Source organism: Brevibacterium senegalense, assembly GCF_000285835.1.
Classification (GTDB): Bacteria; Actinomycetota; Actinomycetes; order Actinomycetales; family Brevibacteriaceae; genus Brevibacterium; species Brevibacterium senegalense.
This window is the reverse complement of the sequence record NZ_HE978602.1, coordinates 66,499-86,969: the sequence shown is the minus strand read 5'-3', so window position 1 is coordinate 86,969 and position 20,471 is coordinate 66,499. Positions and strand designations below refer to the sequence as shown.

The following is a 20,471-nucleotide window of genomic DNA, read 5'->3' as shown; positions in this document are numbered from 1 at the left end:
GGGATGTGTGAGCGGGGGCGCCGGACGGACACACGGACGGGCCACCAGCTCGTCGGACATCACCGGGGTGGGCAGTCCGCCGGCAGTGATCGACCCGTCTCCCGACGAGTCCGACCCGGGATGTCGATGCCCAGTCAGACGTGGGTGGACCGACCATCGGTCAGGCTGAGGCAAGCACCCTGTTCTTCCAGTCGGTCGTCACCTCAACGCCGGAGCGCACGAACAGCTGCGTCAGCGGGCATCGCCGGGTGACCTCGGCCACGAATACGTCGAAAGCGGCGTCGTCCAGATGGGTCTCCAGTTCGACGGTGAGCGCGACGCGCGAGAAGTTCGGGTTCCCCTCCGCCCCATAGACCAGCACGGAGTTGTCCAGCTCCGCCTCCACCCGGCCCGAGAACTGTCCCAGCTCGATGCCCTGGCCCTGGGCCACGATCGCGGAGGTCACCTGGTTGCACGCGACGAACGCACCCAGCACCTGGTCCAGAGGACTGGACGCGCCGCGGGCTCATAAGCGGTGCACCATCGTGCGGCGGGAGCGGGATCGGCTCACGCATGTGCTCACCTCACCCGATCTGGCAACGATCCCGCGCACGCTGGCCACGGCTGACGCGTACATCACGCCCCGCGGGCCGGTCGTCTGCGTGACAATGGGGGAATGCCGCACTCTCCGTTCACGCAGTCCGGCGGGTCCTCCCGCCCCACTCCCTCGAACCTGAACGCCGAGGTCCTCGACTTCTCGAGCAAGAGGATCAAGTCCTCCACCCCCGTCGCGGTGGTGACGGGCGGATCCAGCGGGATCGGCGCGGAGATCGTCCGCGAGCTGTCGCACGACCACCTGGTCCTGGCGATCGGCCGGGACATGGAGCGGCTCGAGGCGGTCGTCGAGTCCGTGGCGTCGACGGCGCCGGAGATCTCTGCGGCGGGACGCGCGGGTTCCGCTGCCGTCGATGAGTCGCGCGTCATCCCCGTGTTCGCGGATCTGACGGATCCGGAGACGGCCGGGGAGATCATCCTCGAGGAGGCCACGCCGCTGGGCCGCGTCGACGTCCTGGTGCACTGCGCCGCGATGGCGCCCCGCTTCACCGTGGAGGACGCGACGCCCAATGACTGGCGGGAATCGTTCGCGACCAATGTCATCGCACCGGCTGAGATCACCCGGTCGCTGCTGCCGCTGCTGCGGATGGTCAAGGGGACGGTCGTGTTCATCGGCTCGGGGGCCTCGCGGACCTCGGTGCCGTTCCACACGGTGTACTCCGCGTCGAAGCACGCACTGCAGGCGGTGGCCGACGGGCTGCGGCAGCAGGTGGGCGAGGACGGGGTGCGCGTCTCGACGGTGGCTCCCGGGCCCACGCACACGCGGATGTCGCAGGAGTCCAGCCAGCACGACTATCCGGTGCAGGAGCGGGACTTCCGCATGGACCCCACGAGCGTGGCCCGGTCCGTCCGGCACGTCGTCGACGCACCGGAGGACGCGGTCATCAGCGAGGTGTGGGTGCGGCCGCGGTACTGAGGCCGGTCCGCCTCTCCCCTGAATCGCGACGCGCCGCGAGCGTGTTCGACGGGACCCCGCGTGCTGGGGTGCGTCGAACAGGCTCGCGGCGCGTCGGTGCAGATAGGTCCGGTCAGCTCAAGCGGCCCGGCCGGTCAGCTCAGGCGCGGTCGCCCAGAGCGACGATGTGCTCCGGCAGGCGCTCGTTGCTGCCGTACATGAAGTGGTTCTCCATGCGCTCGGAGAAGCGGCTCGCGTCGGTCACGCGGCCCAGGGCCTCGGCGACCTCGCGGATGTGGACCGGTGAGGCACCGCAGCACACGCCCAGGTAGTTGACGCCGATCTCGTACGCGTCCTGTGCGAACTGGCGGATCTCATACCGGTTCGAGTACAGCGGGTCCAGGGCCGTGGGGAAGGTCCGGCCGTGCGGGGCGGGCACGCGCGCGTGCGGATCGCTCAGGTTGAAGAAGGTGGGCTCCTCCTGCGTCGTCCGGTACGGGATGGGCAGCGCGCCCACGTGACACGACACCGCCTCGCGGATCTGGCGGATGTACGGCAGGAGCGTGTCCGGGCCGCGGAAGCAGTTCATGCCCACGACGTCCGCGCCGGCCTGCTCGAGGCGCTGCGCGGTCTCGACGACGCTCACGCCGTCGGCCATCTCCTCGAACGCCATGGGCGCCAGGGTGAGGACGACCTCGAGGCCGCTGGCCTTCGCGATCTCCAGGGCGGCGAGCGCCTCGCCCGCGTAGTAGAAGGTCTCGCCGATGATGATGTCGGCGCCCTCCTCGACGGCCCAGCCCACCATCTCCTCGAACATCGCGCGGACCTCGGCCTGGCTCTGCGGGTTCGACGGATCCCAGATGTTGGAGTTCGAGATGTTGCCCGCGACCAGGTCACCGGGGCGGGAGTCAGCGACCTCGCGCGCGATTGTGAGTGCCGCCCTGTTGAGGGGCTCCAGCAGCTCCTCCTTGCCGATGACCCGCATCTTCTCGCGGTGGCCGTTGTACGTGAAGGCCTCGACGATGTCGGAGCCGGCGCGCTGGAAGTCCACGTGCAGGGCGCGCAGGGCCTCCGGGAACTCGAGGGCGACCTCGGGGACGAACTCGCCGGCGGTCAGGTATCCCCGACGCTCGAGCTCGAAGAGGAATCCCTCCGCGATGATGACGGGGCCTGCGTCGAGGCGCTGGGTGAGGGTGGGTGCGGGTGTGACGGTCATGTCTGTCTCCTTGGCTGTGCACCGGCTGGGCTTCGCCTGGACACCGCGCATCCCGGGGGATCGCAGCATCGGCAGTGATGCTCGTGCGACGACGGATGGTCCGTGACGCCACGGCGCGATCACGTCGCCACCTAAGCACGGGGGCCATCAGCGGCCTGTGCTCGCCCGTCACCGGGAGTCATACAGCGAGCTCGCGGGGCCACATGGAGGGAGGGCACCATGCGTCGCGAGGGACGGGCGGACCACGTGGCCCTGGTGCGGCTGACGCGCGGCGCAGATCCGCGAAGGACGGGCGGAGTGCTCGCGGGACGGGTGCACGCGCGTGTCCCTCGAGCCACCCGGCCGTCCGTCGCGAAGTGGAGGCCCCACCCACCTCCTATCCTCGCGACCGCCCTCGGACCAACGCCCGGCCTGTGACCCCCTGTGACCGTTGCCGCCCGGCCGTCCCACCGCGCGCACTACCGTGGGCAGGAAACGCTTCACCGCAGACCCGCCCGGCCCGGCGGGCATCGCGAAAGGCCACGCACATGGTTCCGACGACGACCTCGGCTCCCGCCTCGTCTCCACTGACGGTCCACGTCATCCATGACAACCCCGAGTGGATCCCACCGTTCGCCACGGCACTGGAGACCCGCGGCATCGAGGTCGTCGAGTGGCTCCTGCCCGACACGACCATCGACCTGTCGCAGGAGCCGCCGCAGGGCCTCTACTGGTCCCGCCTGTCCGCGTCGTCGCACACCCGGACCGACCCGCACGTGAAGGAGTACGGGCGCGCGCTGCTCGCGTGGCTCGAGGCCGGCGGTCGCACAGTTCTCAACGGTGCGCACGTGTACGAGCTGGAGGTGTCCAAGGTCCTGCAGCACCGCCGGCTGGAGACGCGCGGCTTCTCCGTGCCCCGGACCGTCGCGGCGCTGGGCGCGGCGGGGCTGGCCGACGCTGTGCGCACGCTCGATCCGCCCTTCATCACGAAGCACAACCAGGGCGGCAAGGGGCTGGGCGTGCGGCGGTTCGACAGCCACGCGGAGTTCGACGCCGTCGCCCACGAGTTCGCGCCCGGCGGCGACAACGCCCCCAACGACGGGATCACGCTGGCCCAGGAGTACGTCCGCCCAGCGCAGCCGTTCATCACGCGCGCGGAGTTCATCGGCGGCCGCTTCCACTACGCCGTCCGCGTCGACGTGTCCGCCGGCTCGTTCGAGCTCTGCCCCGCCGAGGCCTGCGAGATCCCCCAGCCCGGCATCAGCACCGCCGTCTGCGCGGTTCCCGCTCCTGAGGGGACGGCCGGAACCGCCGTCACCACCGACCCCGAGGCCGCACCCGGTCCCGAGGCCGCGTCCGGATCCGAGACCGCCTCCGGTCCCAGCCCTGACGCGCCTCAGCTCACCGGCCTGTTCACCCGGCGCGAGGACCTCACCCGCGAGTCACCGCTCGTCCAGCGGCTGGAGGCGTTCTTGGCAGAGCAGCGGATCGACATCGCTGGCATCGAGTTCATCGACACCGCTGACGGCGACCAGGTCATCTACGACATCAACACGAACACGAACTACAACCCCGCGGTCGAGTCCGCCGAGACGTCAGCCGGCCGCCTGTCCGCTGCGGACAGGATCGCGGAGTTCATCGCTCGTGAGCTCGCGGAGCAGGCGACAGTGTCAGGCGAGCACGCAGCCGCCTGACCAGCGGCGTATTCGCCACACACCCCTGCCCCGCGAGACATGGGCACGCGGTTCGAAACCTCCCTGCGCGCACCCTGGTGACGAACCGTTCACCCTCGGCTCGGTGACAGGCTCGTCCCACACGACAGACGGCCGGGCGTCCCCACCACGCGAAGTGGCGGGAACACCCGGCCGTCTCATGTCACTCAGTGACGGGATCGGGGAGCGGCTCTCGTCAGACGAGCACCGAGCGATTGAACGACTCCGACGCGATCCGCGTGCCCTCGACCAGCGACTGCAGCTTCGCGACTGCGATCTCCGGGTGGACGCGACCGCCCAGGCCGCAGTCCGTCGAGGCCACGACGCGATCGGCACCCACGAGGTTCGCCAGGCGCGAGACCCGATCCGCGACGAGCTCCGGGTGCTCCACGACGTTCGTCGAGTGGGAGACGATGCCCGGGATGATGTATTTGTCGTCCGGCAGCGTGACGTCCTTCCAGATCTTCCACTCGTGCTCGTGGCGGACGTTCGCCGCCTCGAACGTGATGCCGGCGGCGTTGATCGTGAGGACCTGGTCGACGATGACGGAGAACGGCAGGTCTGTCACGTGGGGTCCGTGCCAGGAGCCCCAACACGTGTGCACCCGGACCTGCTGCGGGTCGATGCCGCGCAGGGCGTGGTTGAGCGCGTCGATGCTCAGCTGCGTGAAGGCCTGGTAGTCGTCGTAGCTGGGCTCGGGGTTGATCTGGTCGAAGTTCTCCGCCAGCGAGGGGTCGTCGATCTGCACGGTGAGTCCGGCCTCGGTGATGGCGAGGTACTCCTCGCGCAGCACATCCGCCCACGCCCACACGAACTCCTCGTAGGTGGCGTAGTGCTCGTTCTCGATGCGTGCGGCCGAGGCCGGCGACAGCGCGTTGAGGAAGCCGCGCGACGTTTCGTAGCCGGCGGCTTCGAGGCCCTTCGTCACGTTCGAGATGTCACGGGCGACGGCCTCGTGCCCGGCGTAGGAGATCGGGCCGACGGCCACGGGGAACCCCGGCTGCGTGCCGGTATCCGTGCCCGCGTCCGGATCGCTGTACGCGGCCGGGAAGAGGTTGCGGTCGCGGCGGTCCGCGAAGCTGGTGAGCTTGATGTTGCCCGGCTCGCTCACCTGCTTGGGGAGGTTCCACAGGCCCTCACCGGAGATCTCCAGCCCGTTCGTCCGGTTGAACGAGTAGTGCCACCACGCGCCGTAGTCGAACTGCGAGGCCATCGCGTGCCCGTACTCGCCGTCGTTGGGCTCGGTGATGCCCAGGTCCTTCTGCCTCTGCAGCAGGTCGACGACACTGTCGGTCAGCAGTGCGGCGTACTCCTCGGGGCTGGCGGTCCCCGAGGCCTTTGTGGCGTTCGCCTCGATGAGGGCGGGGGTGCGCGGAAGCGATCCGGCGTGGGAGGTGCGGATGGCGTCGGACATGGTGATCTCCTTGTGGAACCCGGTTACCCGGCTAGGTGTCTTGGGTATCCCGCCCGCACCCCGGTCTCCGAGGACTCCGCGGCGCGTGCGGACGATCACAGGTCATCACACGCGTGTACAGCTGGCCCGCGCGGAGCGTCACGGAAGGCGATGAAACGTCACAAACCGACGCGGCCGATCCGCACTCTCACTCAGTCTTTCGCTCACCCACCGCCAAGAAATCCGGCAACCAGATCCGCTCCCAATCCCCCGACTCCTGCGCCTCGTTCCCGTCGCGGACCGGCGGGCGCGGCGCCACCCAGTACGTGCCCAGCGAATCGCGTTCGAGCAGACGGTAGTCGATGAGTTCGCGCCGCAGGTACGCGACGTCGTCGTGGACCGGGCGCAGGATCGCGTTCACCTGGGTCTCCGTGTAGGTCTCGCCGGGAACGAAGCGGGCCAGCAGCTCCAGCAGCACCGCGAATCGGGGGCGCCTGCGCGCGGGGATCCGAAGAAGGCGCAGGTGCTCACCGGCCCCCTCGACATGCGGGCGGATGAGGCGCTCGTGTGCGATCCGCGCGGCCTCGCGATCCAGCTCCAGCGCTGCGCGGGCGGTCGTGTAGTTCTCGCCGGTGCGCGCCATGCAAGCGCGGACGATCGTCTTGAAGTCACTCCGAGTGGTCATGTGCGGTCTTCCCGCGCCGCTCGCATCCCCAGCCTGCACGGCGCGTGACTCGTCACTGGTCCCACGGTGGTCGTGCTTGTGCTGTGATCCGAGGATCTGCTCCCCTTCACCTGCGCGTCCGAGCTGGGGTCGGTGCGATGGCTGGGCGATGGATCTGCGCCGCCGCCATGCTACCCCCACACGGGGCCACCGCGACACGCGACCCTCACTCCAGCACGATGTCCGTCCGCGGCACCGAGCAGCACGGCAGGATCTTCCCCTCCCGCACCTCCCGCGGCCGGATCCCGCCCTGGTGGTCCATGTCCACCTCGCCACTCACCATCGTCGCCTTGCAGGTGCCGCACACGCCCTCGGCGCACGACGACGGGTGCGCGATCCCCGCCTCCCTGGCCGCCGCCAGGATCGTCGTCCCCGCCGGGCAGGACACCGTCCGCCCCGCACCGCGGAACTCGATGGAGAACACCCACGCCGAGGCCTGGGCCGGCACCCGCGGCTTCTCCCCGAACACGTACGACTCGAGGTGGATGCGCTCGGCCGGAACGCCCAGGTCCACGACCATCGCGACGACGGCCTCCATGAACGCGGTGGGCCCGCACACCAGGACCTCGCGCTCCATGAGGTCCGGCACCAGGACCGCCAGTTTCTGGGCGGTGAGGCGGCCGCGGACGCCGGCCCAGGCCTCGGCGGGGGAATCCGCGGAGCAGACCGGGATGACGGTGGTCTCGTGGCGGTCGGACAGGCCCATGACCTCGACGCGGTGGACGAGGTCCGCCGGCGAGTGCGCCGCGTGCACATGCACGACCGACGACCACAGTGGCAGGCTCCGTTCGCCCTTCTCCAGCAGCACCGCCCGCGTCCGCATCATCGACAGGAACGGGGTGATCCCGCTGCCCGCGGACAGGTACAGCGCGCCCGCGCCGGGCCGCACGTCGGAGCCGAACACGCCGTACGGTCCATCCGCGCGCAGCGTGTCACCCACGCGCAGGCGCTCGTGCACGAACGCGGAGACCGGCCCGCCCGGCACCCGCTTGACCGTGATCGTGAGCTCCTCGACGCCCCCGCCGGTCACCGCCGCCGAGCTCACCGAATAGCACCGATCCACACCTTCCCCGCCCGGCCCCAGCCCCGGGAAGGTGAACGTGTAGTACTGGCCCGGCGAGTACGGCAGCGTCCCGCCGTCAGCCGCCCGCAGCGTCACGTCGAGGACGTCGTGCGTGACCGGCGTGAGGGCGGTGCAGACGAGGTCGCCGGTGAACTCGTCCCGCGGCAGAGCCGTCGAGGCACCCCACGCCGAGGCCGTCGGCACCTCGGTCGTGGGCGTCCCCGACCCGCCGTCGTAGTACGTCGTCATGAGGCCGCCTCCGCTCCGCTGTCACCAACGCCGGAACCCGCGACCGCACCAGCGGCAGCAGCACCAGCCGCACCAGCCCCACCAGCACCCGCCACACCCTCGAGCCCGCCGTAGTCCCTCAGCCGCTCCAGGTACCAGGCGATGAACTCGTCGACCTGGTACTCGTGCGGCGCGTAGGGGCCGGGCACGTAGGCGGGGCTGCTGACGCCCAGCTGCGCGCGCTCGCACAGGACGGCGTCCTGCGCGTTCGTCTGGTGCCAGACCTCCGTCATGTGCGGGATGTCGTAGTCCTCGCCCTCGACCGCGTCCTCGTGGACCAGCCACGTCGTCCGCACCAGCGTGCGGTCGACATCGAGCGGCACCAGCGCGAACGTGACGACGTGGTCGCCCAGGAAATGGAACCACGTGTTGGGCTGGACGTGCAGGGACAGTCGCCCCAGCACAGGGGTGTCGAACTCGCCCAGCAGCTTCTTCGACGCCGCCGCCCCGTCCTTCGTGTACGACTCGCCCGCTCCGTCCAGGGCCTCCCGCTGGATGCGGAATCCGGTGGGGCGGCCGCTCAGCTCCTCGATCGCCTCCGTCAGCAGACCGTTGCGGTCGGCGTTGACGGACAGGAGCTGCTCGGCGGCCAGGTAGCGGTCGTGGGCGGGCATGAGCCGGGCGGGGATCTCCTCCACCCTGTACCCGTACGTGGGGAAGAACGTGCAGGTGAGCTCGGGATGGCCGGCCTCGCAGTGGTAGCACTCGCGGTTGTTCTCCATCACGAGTTTCCAGTTCGCGACCTCGACGATGTCCTCCTGGAACGCGACCGTCGTCCGCTCCAGCGCGTGCGGCGCGATGTAGGGGCCGATCCGCTTCGCGACCTCGTCGATGTCCCCCGGCGCCTCCGCTCCCAGGCACACGAAGATGAGGCCTGCGACTACGCGCACGTGCACGGGCCGCAGCGAGAACTCCTTCCGGTCGAAGCCCGGCGCCTGCACCCCGGCGTGCAGGAGGTCGCCCTCCGGCGAGTACGTCCACTGGTGGTAGCCGCACACGATGTTGCCCACCGACCCCGAGACCTCCATCAGCAGCCGAGCACCCCGATGCCGGCACACGTTGTGGTGGGCGCGGATCTCCTCGTCATCGTCGCGGATGATGATGACGGAGGCCCGCCCCACGTCGAGGGTGACGAAATCGCCGGGCTCCGGGACCTCGGCGACGGAGGCGGCGAAGATCCAGGTGCGCAGGAAGACCGCCTCGAGGTCCTTCCGGTAGAACTCCGGGTCCGTGTAGAAGGGCGCCTCCAGCGAGTATCCGGGGCGCCGGTTCACGACCGCGTGCTCCCAGGTGCCGGGCTGGGCGGCCGCCGCCGAGGCCGTGGCCCGGGCACTGCCCGCGCCCGCCGCGGTGCCGGGCCGGGCCAGGGTCTCTGTGGGGCGTGGGATCGTCGTCATTGTCGGTCCCTCCTTGCGTCGATGCAGTGAGTCCACCAGGGTGCGATGCCGCCGCGTGCCGATGCGGAGGCCCCGTCGCCCCGGTCCGTATCTTCAGTGTCGGCCACTGATGCTGGAAAGATAAGCGAACGGAATTCCATGAGATCGTGCAGACTGGTTGCATGATCGATCGCAGACTCACGGTGCTGCGGATGCTCGCGGAGAAGGGCACGGTGACGGCGACGGCACAGGCGCTGTCGTACACACCTTCCGCGGTATCGCACCAGCTCAAGACCCTGTCCGACGATGTGGGTGTCGCGCTGGTGGAGCAGCGGGGGCGCACGCTGCGGTTCACCGCCGCCGGCCTCCTCCTGCTGCAGCACGCCCACGAACTGAGAACGCGGTGGGAGGAGATGCGCGGGCAGGTGCTGCAGGCCGGCGACGCGGTGCGCGATCCCTCCCTCACCCTGTGCGGCTTCTCGACCGCAGCGGGGTCGTTGCTGCCGGCCGCGGCCTCGGCGGTGGGGCGGGCGTTCCCGGGCGGGAAGGTGACGATCGTCGAGGCCGACCCCGTCGAGTGCTTCGAGCTGCTGCTGGCCGAGCGCGCTGACGTGGCCGTCGTCGTCGCGACGGATCCGCTGCCGGCCCGCAACGACCAGCGGTTCCTCCAGTACGACCTGCTGAAGGATCCGCTCGACCTCCTGGTGCCGGCGTCACATCCACTGGCGAGTCGGGAATCGGTCGCCCTCATCGACGCGGCGGAGGAACCGTGGATCATGGACAGGCCGGGGTCGACGTATCACGGGCTGGTGCTGGCGGCATGCTCGGCGGCGGGGTTCCGTCCCCGGGAGACGCACATCTCCCGCGAGTGGGAGACCGGCGCGGCGCTGGTGAGCGCGGGCCTGGGAGTCTCGCTCGTCCCGCGACTGGCGCGGCTGCCCGCCGGACACGACGTGGTGCGCGTGCCGCTGACCGGCGATCCGGTCCCGTCGCGACGGATCCTCAGTGGCATCCGCCGTGGCAGTGAGGCCCGCCCCATGGTGGACGCCGCGCTCACCGCTCTGGGCGATGCGGCACGAGCGATCGAGGCGGGACGAGGCGAGATGGGGCATCCGGGGCCGGTCACGACCTCGATAACCTGACGGATGAGCCCCTTCGCGTCATGGTCATGTGGGGCGAGCCGGCCGCGTGCGTCTGAGCGAGCGGGCCTGACCGCGCACTGCCACCCGCGCCGGGCCCCTCAGCCTCGACACGCCGATTGCGTGCTCGACGGGACCGCGCGGGCGCGGGTGTGTCGGACCCTCAGGCTATGCGTCGCGAAGCCGCGACCGCGCCGCGCTCACTCGCAGCCGACTCCGTCGCCGTCGCGGTCGAGGTGCGAGGCATAACCCGGCTCGCCCGCGTGCACGGGAGCGGCCCCGGCCTCGCGCGCGGCGGTGCAGTTCTCGAAGTAGACGCTCCCTGAGCCCGACGACGAACCACCGCCCGAGGACGCACCGGGTCCCGACGACCCGGTTGACGACCCACCGGACGACGCGCTTCCGGAACCGCCGGAACCGCTCGACCTCCCAGACGACCCGCCCGATCCGCTCGAAGACCCGCCCGATGACCCCGACACCGTCTCCCGCACATCTCCGCCACCGCGACCGGGCCAGTCGTCCTCACCGAACGCGTCCTCATCGCAGTCGAGCAGCAGCCGCTCCATCGCGTCGAACTCCGGTTGCGTGACCCACAGGCCGTAGTCGTGCTTCACCCGGATCTGACGGGCGACATACTCACACCGGTACCCCTTGCGCGGCGGCAGCCACGTCGCGTGAGTATGACAACCTCATTTGGCCCCACTGTGATGCTTTGATTTGGCCCCACTCCCGGGTGTGTGGTCGCTGATCGCCGGGGTGGTGGGGATGATGCTCGGCCGTGAGCTCGCCCCGCACGAGCGCTCCGTGATCGCCACCGCCCTGACAGACCTGGACCCGGACCTGACCTCCCCGCCGCTTCTGGGCGACGTCATCGCCCACATCACCGCCCGGCCGGCATCCCTGCGGGCGGTCACCCTGACCCACGACAACGACGCCGACTACGACGCCCGCGTCCGGGAGGTCCTCGACGCGCTGATCTCCCTGGGCCCGTCGGGGATGTACGGGACGATGTTCTCCGAGCCGACCTCCGAGCACATCGAGGTCGGCCGTCCGGCCGTGTTCGACATCTCCGGGGTCAACGAGAACGACCACGTGCTCATGGCCGCGGTGCAGTCCCTGTGCTGGAATCTCGGCTCCGCGACCGTCTCGGCGGAGGCGTACCTGGCCGCCGACGAGGGACGGCAACGGAAGACCTACCTGCTGGTCATGGACGAGCTCTGGCGCATCCTGCGGGCCTCGGCCGACATGGTGCACTTCATCGACGCCATCACCCGCCTCAACAGGGGCCGGATGATGGCCCAGGTGATGGTCACCCACACCATGAACGACCTCAAACTGGCCGAACCGCACCTGACGGCCACCGCCTGGGGGTTCGTGGAACGCTCCGCCATGGTGTTCCTCGGCGGGCTGGCCGAGGGCGAGATGGGCAATCTGCGGGAGGTGTTCGGCCTCTCCCGCGCCGAGGTCTACCAACTCTCGGACTGGATCGCCGAGGCCCCGGTGGACGCCTGGACCGGCAAAGCCGGCTTGCGCCCCGGGGCGGGGAACTTCCTGCTCAAGACCGGCAAGGAGGCCGGGGTGCCCCTGCACGTTCAGCTCACCGACCTGGAGATCGACAACACCAACACCAACCGCGACTGGGACATGGTGCAGTGATGCTCGGAGACCCCCGCCCCGGCCGGCGCACCCAGCCGGCCTCGGCCGAGACCGGCTGGGTGCTAGCCGCCGGAGTCCTCACCGCCGTCCTCGGCGGGGCGCTGCTCTGGACGGTCGGGGCCTGGCTCGACCCCGCGACCCGCACCCACACCGCCGGCGGCCCGGTGGAGCTGCTGCTCGGCCAGGCCACCGGAAACGTACCGGTCGGTGGCGTGCAGCTGGCCGTGTTCGGTCTCGGCCTGGTGGTGCTGCTGGTGGTCGCGGCCGCCTTCGTCGTGGTGGTGCGCCGCACCCAGAAGACCCGGACCCGCATCGACCATCTAGCGCCGAAGATGGCCAAGGCCCGCGAGTTCGACGCCCTCACCGAGCCCCACGCCGCCCGGGATGCCGAGCGGCTCCGGGCCCTCGCCGCCGGGCCGGGGGTGCCGCTGGCCAAGCTGGTCTACAACGGCAAGCGGCTTTACGCCTCCTGGGAATGGGTGCAGATCTGGCTCATGGGACCCCGGGCGGGCAAGACCACCAGTGTGTGCGTCCCCCAGGTCCTGGAGACCAAGGGGCCCGTCGTGGCCACCTCGAACAAGCGCGACCTCGTGGACCTGACCCGCGGGCCCCGGTCCCGGACCGGGGTGGTGTGGGTCCACGACGTGCAGGGCATCATCGGGGAAGAACCCACCTGGTGGTGGAACCCGCTGTCCTTCATCACGGGGATGGAGCGGGCCGAGGCCCTGGCGGACATCTTCGTGTCCTCGGCCACCAGTGCCGGGGCCACCCAGGACGCCTACTTCGAGTCCGACGGCCGCCGGCTGCTGGCCATGCTCTTCTACGCGGCATCGGTGGGGGGGCAGGCCCATCACCGACGTGTTCGTCTGGGCCCAGGCCCCCGACGACAAGACCCCGCGGGACCTGTTGCTTGAGCATGGGCAGACGGCGGTGGCCGCCTCGCTGGCCAAGATCCAGCAGCTGACCCCGAAGCAGCGCGACGGCGTGTATGGGACCATGCGCCCCTGGGTCAACGTGCTGTCCTATGACCGGGTGGTGCCGTGGGTGCGGGACACCGGAGTGCTCGGCCGCGCCGAGTTCGACCCGAAACGCTTCGCGGCCTCCACCGACACCCTGTACCTGATCTCCAAGGAAGGTGCCGGGTCCACCCGGGCCATCGCCGGGGCCCTGGCGGTGGCGGTGCTGACCGAGGCCGAACAGATCGCCGCTCTGAACCCCGGCGGGCGGCTCTCCCCGCCGATGACCGGGGTCCTCGATGAGGTCGCCAACGTCGTGCGCTGGCGTCAGCTGCCGGACGTGTACTCGCACTACGGCTCCCGCGGGATCGTGCTGTCCTCCTTCTTCCAGGGCTGGGACCAGGGCCTGGAGGCTTTCGGCGAGAAGGGCATGAAGAAGCTCTGGAGTGCGGCGAACATCCGGGTCGCCGGGTCGGGCTTGTCGGACTCCGCGTTCCTGCCGTTTTTGTCCCAGCTCATCGGGGACCACGACGTCATCCGCCGCACCTCTTCCACCCAGAAGGGCGGCCGGTCCGTGTCCACCGCCATCCAGCGCGAACGCCTCCTGGACGTGGGCGACCTCGCCGCCCTGCCCCGCGGCCGTGCCGTGCTGTCGGCATCCGGTCTGCCGCCGGCGCTGGTGGAGCTGGAGCACTACAGCACCCAGCCCTACGGGCCCGACGTGACCGCCTCCAAGGACTACTACGAACAACTGGCCGCCCGAAACGCCGCCCAGCCATAGCAATACCACCTACAGCGGTCTTCAGTGGCTTCTAGATCTAAACCGCGTGAGGCGCCTTACGTGTCGAAGTCGATCTCGATGCGAAAGACATCGGCCCTGAGCCACGAGACGGTGAGTTCCACTGGACGGCTATTCTGGGCAACGGCATCGGTTCGTGAGCGGATGGAGATGACCGGCGGGCGACCGCTGAGGCCGAGATGCTCGGCGACTTCCGGTGTCGCTGGATCGATAGCGACCCCGAACCATCCTCGTACGGGCTGGAGTCTGTAGTGATCAGCCAGCACGTCGTGCAGCGATGCGGACGGCTCGAGAACTTGGGGCAAGTCAGGGACCAGGTGCGTATCGAGGAAGGTTTCGGCGAATCCGACCAGTTCATCGTCGATGTACCGGTCACGTGAGATCACCAGCACCTGCTGCCTCGCGCCGATGTTCATCCGGCGGCGGACCTCGGGTGGCGGGTATTCGAGGCGCCAGCCCGTGGTGCGCACCTCGGGGGTGAGCCCGGCGCTACGAACACTCTGACTCCACGACGGCGGATGATGTCGACTGATCGTGTAATCGACTCGTCGGGAGACGTATGTTCCGCTTCCCTGTCGCCGACGAACAAGGTAGCGCCTCTCCAGCTCAGCCAGTGCTGCCCGCGCGGTGAGTCGGCTGACCCCGAGCTGACCGGCAAGCTCGTCTTCTGACGGCAGGCGAGTCCCCACGGGCTGGTCAGCGATCTGCTCAGCGAGGGAGTCCGCGGCGGCCAGGTACAACGGGGTGCGAGAGGCAGGCTTCTTCGTCTTGCTGTGATCGATAGGACCGATCATAGGGCAGTAGGCGTTCCAGCAGATCCCACGCCACACGGGCGGTTGACGGCTCCGTGTGGTTCATGCCCTGCAAGGGCCTGCAGTATGGCAGTGGCGGCGTGCTCCTCAATTTTGAGACGAGTCGCGGCCACGGCAGATCCCAGGTGTGGCGTGAACAGCGTGCGGTCCTGCATCGCCAACAGCTCGGCGGAGATGGCAGCGGGCCGGTCCGGTCGGGACAGGTCCTCGAACTCGAAAACGTCAGCCGCGAAGCCACCGAGCTGTCCGGCGCGTAGGAGCTCGATCACCGCGGATTCGTCGACGACGGAGCCGCGGCCGACGTTGACGAGTAGCGCCCCCGGTCGTATTGACTCGAGCCGATTCCGGTCGAGCAAGTGGACTGTCTCCGCCGACAGTGGGGCGCAGACCACAACAGCGTCGCTGCGCTCCAGCAGGTCGGACAGGTCCGCACGCCGGATGTCGAGTAGTGCTTCATCGGCCGCCGATAGCGGTTCAGGGTCGAAGTAGAGCAACTCGGGTGCGAATCCCCGCAACATCCGTGCAACAGCCCGGCCGAGGTTGCCTGCCCCTACGATGCCGATCGTCGATCCTACGAGGGTCCTCCCGTAGAGCGTCGGCCGCCACCCGGCGAAATTCGAGCGCACCCGGCGGTCCCCGGCGGTGATGTTCCGCGCGAGCCCGATGAGCAGTCCGACCGCCAGTTCTGCAGTGGGCTCGGTCAGGAGGTCCTCGACCCTGGTCAGCCAGATGCCTCGCTCTGTGCAAGCCTCGACGTCGATGTTGTCGTTCCCTTTGAGGGCTCCCGCGACCACCTTCAGGTTGGGGCATGAGTCGAGGAGCTCTGCATCGACCCGGTCGGGCATGAACACCATCAATCCTTCGGCCTCTGCTGCGCGGCGCCGCACCTCGGAGGCCGGGAGACTGCTGTCGCTCTGGTTGGCGACAACTTCGCAGCTTTCGCTGAGCAATTCGAGGATCGGCGCATGCACGCGGTGCGTCAGTACGACCTTCGGACGTCGACTGTGTTGTTTCATTGGAACCTCTTTCGCAACGCTCCGCCGAGAGCGTCGACTACGGTCACGGTGGCCAGGATGACGAGCAGGATTGCGGCGACCTCGTCGTACTGGAGGGTTCGCAGGGCGGCGATGAGTTCGAAGCCGATGCCGCCGGCGCCGACGACCCCGACGACGATCGACGCTCGGAAATTGAGCTCCCACCTGTAGACGGTGACGTCGGCCATCTGCGGCAGCACCTGGGGCAGGATGCCGTGGAGAATCACTTGGGCCGGGCCGGCTCCTGTCGCCCTGGCGGCCTCGACAGGGGCTTCGGCAGCGTGCTCAATCGCTTCGGCGAAGAACTTTCCCACCATGCCGGCAGAATGGATCCCCAATGCCAAAGCCCCGGGCAGCGCGCCGAAGCCGACGGCGGCGACGAATACGATCGCCATGATCAGTTCGGGCACTGATCGCAGCACGTTCAGGATGAGCCGCGCGACCCAGTAGATCGCCGGGTGCGGTGAGGTGTTGCGTGCTCCGAGCAATGCGAGAGGGACGGAGAGCAGCACAGCCAGTGCTGTGGCCGCGATGCTCATTGTCATCGAGTCGAGCAGGGGCCCCCACCAGCTGTTCAGATGGGTGAAGTCCGGCACCCACATCTCGCTGAGCAGGTCGGCAATGTCGGCGAGGCCTGTGACCATGCGGTTGGCGTCGAGCAGACCCACGGCCCAGGCACTCAGGATCACCGCGACGAGGATCAAGCCCGTGATGGAGAACGAGCGCCTCCAGCCGGATTGTGCCTGGTCGGTGATTCGCTGGTATTCCTGCTCTCTGCGATCCTCGCGCGGCACGCTGACCGCGGGGCTGCTCACTGGTAATCCTCGAGATCGATGTCGAGCAGCGGAGCGAGGTCGCGAATCTGATCGTAGTCCGAATCGGCAACCTCTGCGAAGCCGGCGGCTCCGAATGGTTCGAGCACCTCGGGATCGTCGAGTTCCAGGAACGCCGCCCGCAGCTTCTCCTTCAGGTCCTCGGGCAGATTGGACTGCATCGTCCAGGGGTAGTTGGCATAGGGATCCGATTCCTGGACTTTCACGACAGTCTCGGAGTCGATGAGCCCCTCCTCGACCATGCGCTCATAGATGGGCAAGCTCATGCCCCCCGCGTCCGCATTGGCGTTCTGCACTGCCAAGGCCACAGCATCATGGGAGTCGACGTGCTGTTCCTCGTAGTCACCCTGGTCTACTCGGAGGTCCGCCTCTTCGGCGAGCATGGCCTTGGGAATGAGGTGACTGGACGTGCTGGCCTGGTCTCCCCACGCAACGGTCTTGCCGGCGACATCCGCGAGGTCCTCGATGCCGGAATCCGCGTTGGCGATGAACACTGCCTGGTATGTCGGGTCCTCACCCTCGACTTCCTGCAGGGCGGCGAAGGGCTCGATGTCGGCCTTCTCCTGGGCGAGGACGTAGGACAGAGGGCCGAAGTAGCCGAGGTCGATGCGGCCGCGGGCCATCGCCTCGATCATCGAGGAGTAATCGGTCGTCACCACGAGCTCGACGTCAAGCGCGAGTTCCTTTTCGAGGTGCTCCTTGAGGGGCTCATTGTTCTTGATCACCTCCAACGCGTTCTCGTCGGGAAGCAGCGCAACGCGGAGGGTTTCCGGGGCGGTGGTTGCCTCTGAACTGGCACCACAACCGGAGAGGACGAAGGTGAAGGCAGTCGTTACAGCGATCGCGGCAGTCGCCAAGCGGGTGGGTCTAGGCATGGGAATTCACTCCTGTTTCAGCAGTTCGGAAGGTGGTCGATCTCGGGGGTGGCGGTCGAGGTTATTGAGTCCTGAGCGTTTGCTAGTCAGCAGAAGTCGGCAGCGAAACGGTCTGTGCCGACAGTGGAAGGGCATCGGCCTGCTCGTCGGCGGGCACGCCGCCGTAAATCACCAGCAAATCCTCATCGGTGACCCCGGCTGCAGGGCCGTCGTAGACGATTTCCCCGTGTGCCAGGCCGACGATGCGGTCGGCGTGCTCGAGCGCGAGGTCGACCTGGTGGAGGCTGGCAACCAGGGTGATGCCGTTCTCCTGACAGACTCGGCGCAGCAGCTCCATCACGCGACGCGCAGAGTTGGGATCGAGGCTGGCGACCGGCTCATCGGCAAGGATCAGGTCCGGTTGCTGCGCGAGCGCTCGAGCGATGCCTACTCGCTGCTGCATGCCACCGCTCAGGTTGTCTACCCGGGTCAGGGCCTTGTCCAGCAGTCCGACGCGTTCGAGCGCTTCGAGCGCGATGCGCTGGTCGCCGCGACTGGAGGGCAGGATGCTCTGCCAGAAGCTGTGATAACCGACCCGGCCGAGGAGCACGTTGCGCAAGGCCGAGAAGCGTGGGATCAGCTGGTGGTGTTGGAATACCATCCCCGTGCGGCGGCGGTGTCGACGCAATTCGCGGCGGGAGTCGAGTGACGCCGTCCCGTCAACCCGCACGGAGCCGGTGGTGGGTTTGACGAGCAGGTTCATGCATCGCAGCAAGGTCGACTTGCCGGCACCCGACGGGCCGAGCAGCACGGTGACTTTTCCGCGCTCGATCGACAGATCGGTTCGGGCCAATGCTTGAACGCCGCCTTCGTAAGTCTTGCTGACATCGACGAGCTCTATCATGAAAGTCCTCTATACGAGTGCGCTGTACGAGTGAAAACGTATAGAGGACTTGTGAAGTCCGGGCGCTGTGGGAGACAACGGTTTGTGAACCCCGATGAAACAGCCCGTTCACCCACAGCAGTTAAGGCGGCGTACACATCCAGGCAAGAAGCAAATGTCAGGCTGATCAGCCATGACACCCTTTACCCCGGACGGCGCAGTGAGCGATCTGGTGATCGGCCATGCCTCCGCCGTGCTGCCGGACGTGGTCATCGAGGACGCCAGGCTAGTCGTGCGTGGTGGCCGGATTGCGCACGTCGGGCCGCATCCTCCCGGGGCCTCCTGTGACCTCGATGTTCGCGGGGCATACCTGCTGCCGGGCCTCATCGACGTCCACAGCGACATGTTGTCGCGCGAGATGAGGCCCCGGCCGGGAGTCGTCCTCGATCCGAGTCTTGCCATTGCATCGGCTGGTGCGCGCCTTCGAGCTGCGGGGACCACCACGGTCCTCCACGGGCTGGCGTTCCAGGAGCGATCGATTGTAGGGACCGCCATTGACTCTCCTGCCGCGTCCGAGCTTTCGGAAGCCCTCGCTTGCACGGACGACAGGCAAGTCGACCACCAGGTCCTGCATCGGCTCGACGTACGCTGCGAATACGGCCGCGAACTGCTCGAGAAGGAACTTGAGCCGCGAGCCGAGCTCTTATCCCGTCCTGCTGACCGCTCCGGAAGCCCGGCGCCTGAGGGCCGGGGCGCAGGTGTGCCGGTCGTGTCATATGAAGACCACACGCCCGGACAGGGGCAATTCGCAGATCCGATGACGATGCAGCGCTGGCTCGTGCTGAACGAGGGAATGTCGCAGGATGACGCCGCCGACCACGTCGAATGGTGGCGCAGCAGCCGCGAGAAACGACAGGGCGTGCGGGATCGCGTGCTTGCATGGCTGGAAAGCCTTGCCCGGAAGGGCCTGATCCGGCTCTTCGGTCATGACTTGGCGACGCGGGACGACGTCGAAGCGGCGGCCGCGCTCGGATGTTCGGTGGCAGAGTTCCCGACGACGTTAGAAGCGGCGCGCGCCGCCCGAGACCAGGGAATGCTCGTCATCGCTGGAGCGCCGAACGTCGTTCGGGGTAGGTCCCACACGGGAAATGTTTCTGCGGCTGAGCTTGTATCTGCTGGCCTGGTGGATGGGCTCGCGAGCGACTACATTCCAACGTCGCTGCTGCCGAGTGTGGTGCGGCTGGTGAGCCAGAGAATCGCGACACTCCCAGAAGCCGTGCGTCTCGTCACCTCGGGACCGGCCGCGTGCGTCGGTCTCGACGACCGCGGCACCCTCACAGAGGGAACGGTCGCCGACCTGGTACTCGTCGATTTCAGCAAGACGTGGCCCTCGGCGATCACGATGAGAGCCGCCACTGCTGCTGAAGTGTGAACACGTCCGACGTGTGGCTTAGCTCGAGACCGTGTTGACCGAGATCGGTTTGGTGGAGATCCAGGCGTCGCGGAACCGTGACGGGCCGCTCACACCGGTGATCGTGCCCGAGCGCAAACACCACTTGGAGGGGATCGACCAGATCGTGAGCCGAGCGCCCCAGGCCTGGAGAATCAAAGAATGACTTGGATCCTCTCCGGGCCCTCGCCGAACCCCCGCTCGATGGTCGATTACAGTTCGTAACGCTCTAAGTCGATCTTGCAACTTTGATAGCTTCGGCGGATGAATCCTGTTCGTTCGACGATCTGCACCTGCATTCTCGACCTCACCAGTGCGCGGGTCGGCCCGACCGTCGTCGACCCCGGCTGCCTGTGGCACGGGGTGGAAATCGGGGACCACGTACTGAATCGCCCCGGGTTTAATGGAGACATCGATAACCCGGAAGGATGGGCGGCATGGTCGCACCACGAAAGTACCCCGACGAGCTACGCGAGCGAGCCACGAGGATGGCGATCGATGCGCGCAAAGATCCCGAAGCTCGCAGGGGCGCGTTCAATCGGATCGGCGAGCAACTCGGTGTCCACCCCGAAGCGCTGCGTACCTGGGTGAAGAAGGCCGAGGTTGATGAAGGCCTCAGGCCGGGTACTACGTCGGAAGACGCGGCTCGGATGGCGGAGCTTGAACGGGAGAACCGCGAGCTCAGGCGCGCGAACACGATCCTGCGGCAAGCCTCGGCTTTCTTCGCGGCGGAGCTCGACCGCCCCTCGCGGTGATGTGCGCGTTCATCGACGCGCACAGGGATGAGCACGGGGTCGAGCCGATCTGCAGGGTGC

Annotated in this window: 20 protein-coding genes, 1 pseudogene and 1 other annotated feature; of the genes and pseudogenes, 9 read left to right on the top strand and 12 right to left on the bottom strand. The window is 68.2% G+C overall.

The genetic code is table 11. The annotated features are described in order from the left end of the window. Positions 1 to 160 precede the first annotated feature (160 nt). A complete protein-coding gene (locus HGBR_RS16715; protein ID WP_083882764.1) occupies positions 161 to 484 on the bottom strand; it encodes an OsmC family protein in 324 nt (107 codons plus the stop codon). A 171-nt stretch (positions 485 to 655) separates the two neighbouring features. Between HGBR_RS16715 and HGBR_RS06265 the strand changes: the two genes are divergently transcribed. Continuing rightward, positions 656 to 1,510 (top strand): SDR family NAD(P)-dependent oxidoreductase, encoded by an 855-nt coding sequence (locus HGBR_RS06265; protein ID WP_019158479.1) that lies wholly within the window; start codon positions 656 to 658, stop codon positions 1,508 to 1,510. Positions 1,511 to 1,649: 139 nt separating this feature from the next. Here the strand turns inward: HGBR_RS06265 and HGBR_RS06260 are convergent, their stop codons facing one another. Further along, positions 1,650 to 2,705, bottom strand: coding sequence for a homocysteine S-methyltransferase family protein (locus HGBR_RS06260; protein WP_019158478.1), 1,056 nt, complete (start codon positions 2,703 to 2,705; stop codon positions 1,650 to 1,652). Positions 2,706 to 3,232: 527 nt separating this feature from the next. Between HGBR_RS06260 and HGBR_RS06255 the strand changes: the two genes are divergently transcribed. Next, positions 3,233 to 4,378 carry an ATP-grasp domain-containing protein gene (locus HGBR_RS06255; protein ID WP_019158477.1) on the top strand — a complete coding sequence of 382 codons (1,146 nt, stop codon included), beginning with the start codon at positions 3,233 to 3,235 and terminating at the stop codon, positions 4,376 to 4,378. A gap of 214 nt (positions 4,379 to 4,592) precedes the next feature. Here HGBR_RS06255 and HGBR_RS06250 read toward each other — a convergent pair whose 3' ends face one another. From HGBR_RS06250 to HGBR_RS06235, 4 genes are all read right to left on the bottom strand, one after another. Further along, positions 4,593 to 5,810, bottom strand: a complete 1,218-nt coding sequence (locus HGBR_RS06250) for a cobalamin-independent methionine synthase II family protein (protein ID WP_019158476.1) — start codon at positions 5,808 to 5,810, stop codon at positions 4,593 to 4,595. Positions 5,811 to 5,997: 187 nt separating this feature from the next. Beyond that, the gene (locus HGBR_RS06245) at positions 5,998 to 6,474 is read right to left on the bottom strand and encodes a DUF2087 domain-containing protein (protein ID WP_019158475.1); all 477 of its coding nucleotides are present in this window, start codon (positions 6,472 to 6,474) and stop codon (positions 5,998 to 6,000) included. A gap of 205 nt (positions 6,475 to 6,679) precedes the next feature. Next, positions 6,680 to 7,825 carry a flavin reductase family protein gene (locus HGBR_RS06240; protein ID WP_019158474.1) on the bottom strand — a complete coding sequence of 382 codons (1,146 nt, stop codon included), beginning with the start codon at positions 7,823 to 7,825 and terminating at the stop codon, positions 6,680 to 6,682. Continuing rightward, on the bottom strand, positions 7,822 to 9,261 hold the full coding sequence (locus tag HGBR_RS06235; protein WP_019158473.1) for an aromatic ring-hydroxylating oxygenase subunit alpha: 1,440 nt from the start codon (positions 9,259 to 9,261) through the stop codon (positions 7,822 to 7,824). Before HGBR_RS06235 ends, HGBR_RS06240 begins: the two co-directional genes overlap by 4 nt. A gap of 161 nt (positions 9,262 to 9,422) precedes the next feature. On the opposite strand from HGBR_RS06235, the gene HGBR_RS06230 reads away from it, so the two are divergent. Beyond that, positions 9,423 to 10,382, top strand: a complete 960-nt coding sequence (locus HGBR_RS06230; RefSeq protein ID WP_019158472.1) for a LysR family transcriptional regulator — start codon at positions 9,423 to 9,425, stop codon at positions 10,380 to 10,382. Positions 10,383 to 10,579: 197 nt separating this feature from the next. Here the strand turns inward: HGBR_RS06230 and HGBR_RS18725 are convergent, their stop codons facing one another. Next, positions 10,580 to 10,945 (bottom strand): excalibur calcium-binding domain-containing protein, encoded by a 366-nt coding sequence (locus HGBR_RS18725; protein ID WP_218915951.1) that lies wholly within the window; start codon positions 10,943 to 10,945, stop codon positions 10,580 to 10,582. A gap of 169 nt (positions 10,946 to 11,114) precedes the next feature. Between HGBR_RS18725 and HGBR_RS16705 the strand changes: the two genes are divergently transcribed. The 3 genes from HGBR_RS16705 to HGBR_RS20715 are packed head-to-tail and all read left to right on the top strand — an operon-like array spanning position 11,115 to position 13,772. Continuing rightward, a complete protein-coding gene (locus tag HGBR_RS16705; protein ID WP_019158470.1) occupies positions 11,115 to 12,035 on the top strand; it encodes a hypothetical protein in 921 nt (306 codons plus the stop codon). Then, positions 12,035 to 12,949, top strand: a complete 915-nt coding sequence (locus HGBR_RS20720) for a type IV secretory system conjugative DNA transfer family protein (protein WP_245533281.1) — start codon at positions 12,035 to 12,037, stop codon at positions 12,947 to 12,949. Before HGBR_RS16705 ends, HGBR_RS20720 begins: the two co-directional genes overlap by 1 nt. Then, on the top strand, positions 12,894 to 13,772 hold the full coding sequence (locus HGBR_RS20715) for a type IV secretory system conjugative DNA transfer family protein (RefSeq protein WP_245533280.1): 879 nt from the start codon (positions 12,894 to 12,896) through the stop codon (positions 13,770 to 13,772). The genes HGBR_RS20720 and HGBR_RS20715 overlap by 56 nt, the downstream gene beginning before the upstream one ends. A gap of 56 nt (positions 13,773 to 13,828) precedes the next feature. Here HGBR_RS20715 and HGBR_RS06210 read toward each other — a convergent pair whose 3' ends face one another. The 5 genes from HGBR_RS06210 to phnC form a co-directional block, all read right to left on the bottom strand. Then, positions 13,829 to 14,584 (bottom strand): GntR family transcriptional regulator, encoded by a 756-nt coding sequence (locus HGBR_RS06210; protein ID WP_245533279.1) that lies wholly within the window; start codon positions 14,582 to 14,584, stop codon positions 13,829 to 13,831. Next, the gene (locus HGBR_RS06205) at positions 14,581 to 15,618 is read right to left on the bottom strand and encodes a phosphonate dehydrogenase (protein WP_019481145.1); all 1,038 of its coding nucleotides are present in this window, start codon (positions 15,616 to 15,618) and stop codon (positions 14,581 to 14,583) included. The genes HGBR_RS06210 and HGBR_RS06205 overlap by 4 nt, the downstream gene beginning before the upstream one ends. Beyond that, positions 15,615 to 16,451 (bottom strand): phosphonate ABC transporter, permease protein PhnE, encoded by an 837-nt coding sequence (gene phnE, locus HGBR_RS06200; protein WP_019158467.1) that lies wholly within the window; start codon positions 16,449 to 16,451, stop codon positions 15,615 to 15,617. Before phnE ends, HGBR_RS06205 begins: the two co-directional genes overlap by 4 nt. Next, positions 16,448 to 17,326 (bottom strand): phosphate/phosphite/phosphonate ABC transporter substrate-binding protein, encoded by an 879-nt coding sequence (phnD, locus tag HGBR_RS06195; RefSeq protein WP_026077382.1) that lies wholly within the window; start codon positions 17,324 to 17,326, stop codon positions 16,448 to 16,450. Before phnD ends, phnE begins: the two co-directional genes overlap by 4 nt. A gap of 100 nt (positions 17,327 to 17,426) precedes the next feature. Beyond that, positions 17,427 to 18,227, bottom strand: coding sequence for a phosphonate ABC transporter ATP-binding protein (gene phnC / locus HGBR_RS06190; protein ID WP_019158465.1), 801 nt, complete (start codon positions 18,225 to 18,227; stop codon positions 17,427 to 17,429). 172 nt (positions 18,228 to 18,399) lie between these two features. On the opposite strand from phnC, the gene HGBR_RS06185 reads away from it, so the two are divergent. From HGBR_RS06185 to HGBR_RS06175, 3 genes and pseudogenes are all read left to right on the top strand, one after another. After that, entirely contained in the window at positions 18,400 to 19,638 is a 1,239-nt protein-coding gene (locus tag HGBR_RS06185; protein ID WP_019481141.1) for an alpha-D-ribose 1-methylphosphonate 5-triphosphate diphosphatase, read from the top strand. A gap of 31 nt (positions 19,639 to 19,669) precedes the next feature. After that, positions 19,670 to 19,822, top strand: a complete 153-nt coding sequence (locus HGBR_RS20350; RefSeq protein ID WP_019158463.1) for a hypothetical protein — start codon at positions 19,670 to 19,672, stop codon at positions 19,820 to 19,822. A 262-nt stretch (positions 19,823 to 20,084) separates the two neighbouring features. Then, positions 20,085 to 20,471, top strand: a pseudogene (locus tag HGBR_RS06175) (transposase); the annotation flags it as partial. After that, positions 20,372 to 20,471 (top strand) — a sequence feature (AL1L pseudoknot). (Overlaps the previous pseudogene by 100 nt.)